The following is a 4,102-nucleotide window of genomic DNA, read 5'->3' on the forward strand; positions in this document are numbered from 1 at the left end:
ATCTGGTCCCCCTGCACGACTGAGAGCTCCGGGCTCCGGCTCCGGACCTCGGAGTTTCAACAGCTCGGAGCTTCGGGCCTCAGAGGGTGGCCGAGTTGTCGTGGTGCCCGGCGGTCCGCTGCCGCGGGACGGCGAAGGACGTGGCCACCGGCGTGACCGTCCAGTCCGGGTGGTTCGGCATCCGCGGGGTGACGGTGCCGTAGAGCCAGTCCCGCAGGAAGCCGGACAGGTCCTGCCCCGAGATCTCCGAGGCGACGGCGATGTAGTCCTGCGTCGTCGCCGAGGAGTTGCGGTACCGGTCCAGGAAGGCGCGCTCGATCGCGTGGAAGACGTCCTCGCCGACGAGCTCGCGCAGCGCGTACAGCACCAGTACGCCGCCCACGTAGCGCTGGTTGTCGAAGAGGTTGGCCGCGTTCGGGGCGGCGACCGGGCCGGAGTCGCGGCGCCACTGGTCGCCGAGCGCGTAGGTCGCCTTCATCCGGGCTTCCAGCGTGGTCAGCCCCAGCGAGTCCGGCCAGCCGCGCTCGTAGCGGTACAGCAGGCCGTAGAAGTCGGCGTGGCCCTCGTTCAGCCACAGGTCCGCCCAGGTGGCCGGGGAGACGAGGTTGCCGAAGTAGGAGTGGACCAGCTCGTGCATCATGTGCGAGCCGATCTTGGACTCCGGCTGGAGCAGGTAGTTCGGCTTGTACAGCGTGAGGGTCTGCGTCTCCAGGCCGGTGAAGTCGAAGGCCGCCGGGTCGTCGGAGTTGCAGGGCAGCAGACCGTACGTCTCGAAGGGGTAGGCGCCCAGCCGGGCCTCCAGCCACTCCACCAGGCCCGGGGTGAGGGCGAGGGCGGGCTCCAGCGCCTGCGCCCGCGCGGTCGGCACGACGTCCCGCAGCGGCAGCCCGTGCGGACCCTGCCGCTGCTTGACCACATAGTCGCCGACGGTGATCTGCACCAGTTCGGTGGCCATCGGCGAGCGGGAGCGGAAGGTGTACGCGGTCCGGCCGCCGGCCAGGTTCTCGGTGCACACCAGGGAGCCGCTCGCGACACCCTTCAGACCGGCGGGGACGGTGACGCGGAAGGTGAAGTCCGCCTTGTCCGACGGGTGGTCGTTGCAGGGGAAGACGGTGTGGGCCAGGTTGGGCTGGCCCGCCACCGCGAAACCGTCCGGGGTGACGACCCAGCCGGTGAGCGGCTGCGCGATACGGCGCGGATCGGCGCCGTACACCACGCGGACCGTGCCGCCGGCGCCCTGGGGCAGCGGCCGGGCGGGCGTGATCCGCAGCTTCTCGCCCGCCTGCTCGAACACGGCGTCGCGGCCGTCGACCTGGACGGTGCGTATGTCCAGGCCCAGGCAGTCCAGGGAGAAGCGGGTCAGCGCCTGGGTGGTGCGCAGCTTCAGGGTGGCCGTGGCGTCGACCAGCCGGGTGGTGGCGTCGTAGGCGAAGTCCAGGTGGTACGCGTGGACGCGGTAGCCGTCGTTGCCCAGGCCCGGGTAGACGGGGTCGCCGAGCGTCTCGGCGCCCGGCGCTCCGGGCGCTCCGGGCGCGTCGGGCTCCCCCGGAGCCGCGTGGGCGGCGCCGCCCACGGTCAGTGCGACGGCGGTGCCGAACAGGGCGGCCGCCGGGGCCGTCACTCTGGTGCGATATCTCATGGTCAGCCTTCATTCGGGCGGCCGGGTGGTCGGCCCGGCCGTCGTGGGGATCGGAAGACGATCTACTTCCAGGACCACCCTTTCGGCCGCTTCGGTTGCCCGCCGGGACACGGAAGCCGCCGGACCCCTGTCGAGCCGGGGCCGCTCACGAGATATCTTGATGTCGAGCAATGTTGCAGACGTGGAGCGGAGCACCGGTGACTGACTCGACCATCATCTATACGCACACTGACGAGGCCCCGGCCCTGGCGACGTATTCCTTCCTGCCGGTGGTCCGGGCGTACGCCTCGCAGGCGGGCGTCACCGTGGAGACACGGGACATCTCGCTGGCCGGGCGCATCATCGCCGTGTTCCCGGAGTACCTGGCCGAGGACCAGCGCATCCCGGACGCGCTGGCGGAGCTCGGTGAGCTGGCCAAGACGCCCGAGGCCAACATCATCAAGCTGCCGAACATCTCGGCGTCGATCCCGCAGCTGAAGGCCGCGGTCGCCGAGCTCCAGGCGCAGGGCTACGCGCTGCCGGACTACCCGGACGACCCCAAGACCGACGAGGAGCGGGAGATCCAGGCCCGCTACGACAAGGTCAAGGGCTCCGCCGTGAACCCGGTCCTGCGCGAGGGCAACTCCGACCGCCGTGCCCCGGCCTCGGTCAAGAACTACGCCAAGACCCACCCGCACCGCATGGGTGCCTGGTCGGCCGACTCGAAGACGAACGTCGCCACCATGGGTGTGGACGACTTCCGCTCCACCGAGAAGTCCGCCGTGATCTCCGAGGCGGGCGCGCTGCGCATCGAGCTGCTCGGCGACGACGGCTCCACCACCGTGCTGCGCGAGTCGGTACCGGTCCTCGCGGGCGAGGTCGTCGACGCCTCCGTCATGCACGTGGCCCCGCTGCGCGAGTTCCTCACCGCGCAGATCGCGAAGGCCAAGGAGGACGGCGTGCTGTTCTCCGTGCACCTCAAGGCCACGATGATGAAGGTCTCCGACCCGATCGTCTTCGGTCACGTGGTGCGCGCCTTCTTCCCGAAGACGTTCGCGAAGTACGGCGAGACGTTCGCCGCGGCCGGCCTGACCCCGAACGACGGTCTGGGCGGCATCTACAAGGGCCTGGAGTCCCTGCCCGAGGGCGCCGAGATCAAGGCGTCCTTCGACGCCGAGCTCGCCGAGGGCCCGGCGCTGGCGATGGTCGACTCCGACAAGGGCATCACCAACCTGCACGTGCCGTCCGACGTCATCGTCGACGCCTCGATGCCCGCCATGATCCGCACCTCCGGCCACATGTGGGGCCCGGACGGCCAGGAGGCCGACACCCTCGCGGTGCTGCCGGACTCCTCGTACGCCGGTGTCTACCAGGCCGTGATCGAGGACTGCCGCGCCCACGGCGCCTACGACCCGTCGACGATGGGCTCGGTCCCGAACGTCGGTCTGATGGCGCAGAAGGCCGAGGAGTACGGCAGCCACGACAAGACCTTCGAGATCCAGACCACCGGCACGGTCCGCCTCGTGGACCAGGCCGGCAACGTGGTGATCGAGCAGACGGTCTCCGCCGGTGACATCTTCCGCGCCTGCCAGACCAAGGACGCCCCCATCAAGGACTGGGTGAAGCTGGCCGTCACCCGCGCCCGCGCCACCGGCAGCCCGGCCGTGTTCTGGCTGGACGAGACCCGCGCGCACGACGCCAACCTGATCGCCAAGGTCCAGGCGTACCTGCCGGAGCACGACACCGAGGGTCTGGACATCCGCGTCCTCAGCCCCGTCGAGGCGACCAAGCTGTCGGTGGAGCGCATCCGCCGCGGTGAGGACACCATCTCCGTCACCGGCAACGTGCTGCGCGACTACCTCACCGACCTGTTCCCGATCCTGGAGCTGGGCACCAGCGCCAAGATGCTGTCGGTCGTCCCGCTGATGGCGGGCGGCGGCCTGTTCGAGACGGGCGCCGGCGGCTCCGCGCCGAAGCACGTCCAGCAGCTGGTCAAGGAGGACTACCTGCGCTGGGACTCGCTGGGTGAGTTCTTCGCGCTGGTCCCGTCCCTGGAGCAGTACGCGACGGCCACCGGCAACACCCGTGCCAAGGTCCTCGCCGACACCCTCGACCGCGCCACGGCGACCTTCCTCAACGAGGACAAGTCCCCGACCCGTCGCGTCGGCGGCATCGACAACCGCGGCAGCCACTTCTTCCTGTCCCTGTACTGGGCGCAGGAGCTGGCCGCGCAGACCGACGACGCCGACCTGGCGAAGGCGTTCGCCCCGCTGGCCGAGTCCCTGGCCGCGGACGAGCAGAAGATCGTCGACGAGCTGAACGCCGTCCAGGGCAAGCCGGCCGACATCGGCGGCTACTACCAGCCCGACCCGGCCAAGGCCACCGCGGTCATGCGCCCGTCCGCCACCTGGAACGCGGCGCTCGCGTCCATCGGCTGACGCACCGGGCCCCAGGCCCGAAGTTCCCGTCCCCGCCCCGGCCGGC

At 70.6% G+C, this 4,102-nt stretch carries 2 protein-coding genes; one reads left to right on the plus strand and one right to left on the minus strand.

The window, feature by feature from the left end; all coding sequences use genetic code 11:
* Positions 1-79 precede the first annotated feature (79 nt).
* Positions 80-1,639: a M1 family metallopeptidase gene (locus tag ABT085_RS44580; protein WP_351622427.1), complete on the minus strand. Its 1,560-nt coding sequence runs from the start codon at positions 1,637-1,639 to the stop codon at positions 80-82.
* Between the two features lie 197 nt (positions 1,640-1,836).
* Here ABT085_RS44580 and ABT085_RS44585 point away from each other — a divergent pair, with 197 nt between their 5' ends.
* Positions 1,837-4,056: an NADP-dependent isocitrate dehydrogenase gene (locus tag ABT085_RS44585; protein ID WP_351622430.1), complete on the plus strand. Its 2,220-nt coding sequence runs from the start codon at positions 1,837-1,839 to the stop codon at positions 4,054-4,056.
* The last annotated feature ends 46 nt before the right edge of the window (positions 4,057-4,102 follow it).

It is taken from the genome of Streptomyces sp. NPDC002265 (assembly GCF_040296125.1).
In the GTDB taxonomy this organism is placed as follows: domain Bacteria; phylum Actinomycetota; class Actinomycetes; order Streptomycetales; family Streptomycetaceae; genus Streptomyces.